Annotated in this window: 1 rRNA gene; it reads right to left on the bottom strand. The window is 57.0% G+C overall.

The features are described from left to right. Nucleotides 1-123: 123 nt before the first annotated feature. Nucleotides 124-1,650, bottom strand: a 16S ribosomal RNA gene (locus ABD243_RS04435). Between the last annotated feature and the right edge of the window lie 17 nt (nucleotides 1,651-1,667).

Raw genomic sequence — 1,667 nt, 5'->3', positions numbered from 1 at the left:
CTATTTGTTGATATTCCACCCGTGAGCACCCGCCGCAGAACTTGCGTCTGCGCAACGGGCGTACTCCTGACAACCCCGCCACACTCAAATGCATGAGGCACGGTGGTTGTAGGTGCTCCTTAGAAAGGAGGTGATCCAGCCGCACCTTCCGGTACGGCTACCTTGTTACGACTTAGTCCCAATCGCCAGTCCCACCTTCGACAGCTCCCTCCCACAAGGGGTTAGGCCACCGGCTTCGGGTGTTACCAACTTTCGTGACTTGACGGGCGGTGTGTACAAGGCCCGGGAACGTATTCACCGCAGCGTTGCTGATCTGCGATTACTAGCGACTCCGACTTCATGGGGTCGAGTTGCAGACCCCAATCCGAACTGAGACCGGCTTTTTGGGATTAGCTCCACCTCACAGTATCGCAACCCTTTGTACCGGCCATTGTAGCATGCGTGAAGCCCAAGACATAAGGGGCATGATGATTTGACGTCGTCCCCACCTTCCTCCGAGTTGACCCCGGCAGTCTCCCATGAGTCCCCGCCATTACGCGCTGGCAACATGGAACGAGGGTTGCGCTCGTTGCGGGACTTAACCCAACATCTCACGACACGAGCTGACGACAACCATGCACCACCTGTGAACCGGCCCCAAAGGGGAAGGACTGTTTCCAGCCCGGTCCGGCCCATGTCAAGCCTTGGTAAGGTTCTTCGCGTTGCATCGAATTAATCCGCATGCTCCGCCGCTTGTGCGGGCCCCCGTCAATTCCTTTGAGTTTTAGCCTTGCGGCCGTACTCCCCAGGCGGGGCACTTAATGCGTTAGCTACGGCGCGGAAAACGTGGAATGTCCCCCACACCTAGTGCCCAACGTTTACGGCATGGACTACCAGGGTATCTAATCCTGTTCGCTCCCCATGCTTTCGCTCCTCAGCGTCAGTTAATGCCCAGAGACCTGCCTTCGCCATCGGTGTTCCTCCTGATATCTGCGCATTTCACCGCTACACCAGGAATTCCAGTCTCCCCTACATCACTCTAGTCTGCCCGTACCCACCGCAGATCCGGAGTTGAGCCCCGGACTTTCACGGCAGACGCGACAAACCGCCTACGAGCTCTTTACGCCCAATAATTCCGGATAACGCTTGCGCCCTACGTATTACCGCGGCTGCTGGCACGTAGTTAGCCGGCGCTTCTTCTGCAGGTACCGTCACTTTCGCTTCTTCCCTACTGAAAGAGGTTTACAACCCGAAGGCCGTCATCCCTCACGCGGCGTCGCTGCATCAGGCTTGCGCCCATTGTGCAATATTCCCCACTGCTGCCTCCCGTAGGAGTCTGGGCCGTGTCTCAGTCCCAGTGTGGCCGGTCACCCTCTCAGGCCGGCTACCCGTCGTCGCCTTGGTGAGCCATTACCTCACCAACAAGCTGATAGGCCGCGAGTCCATCCAAAACCACAATAAAGCTTTCCACCCCCCACCATGCGATGAGGAGTCATATCCGGTATTAGACCCAGTTTCCCAGGCTTATCCCAGAGTTAAGGGCAGGTTACTCACGTGTTACTCACCCGTTCGCCACTAATCCCCGGTGCAAGCACCGGATCATCGTTCGACTTGCATGTGTTAAGCACGCCGCCAGCGTTCATCCTGAGCCAGGATCAAACTCTCCGTTGAAGAAAAACAGACACAAC

The organism is Arthrobacter humicola, assembly GCF_039531445.1.
In the GTDB taxonomy this organism is placed as follows: Bacteria; Actinomycetota; Actinomycetes; order Actinomycetales; family Micrococcaceae; genus Arthrobacter; species Arthrobacter humicola.
The sequence above is the reverse complement of the archived record's forward strand: the minus strand, read 5'-3'. Positions and strand labels throughout refer to the sequence as shown.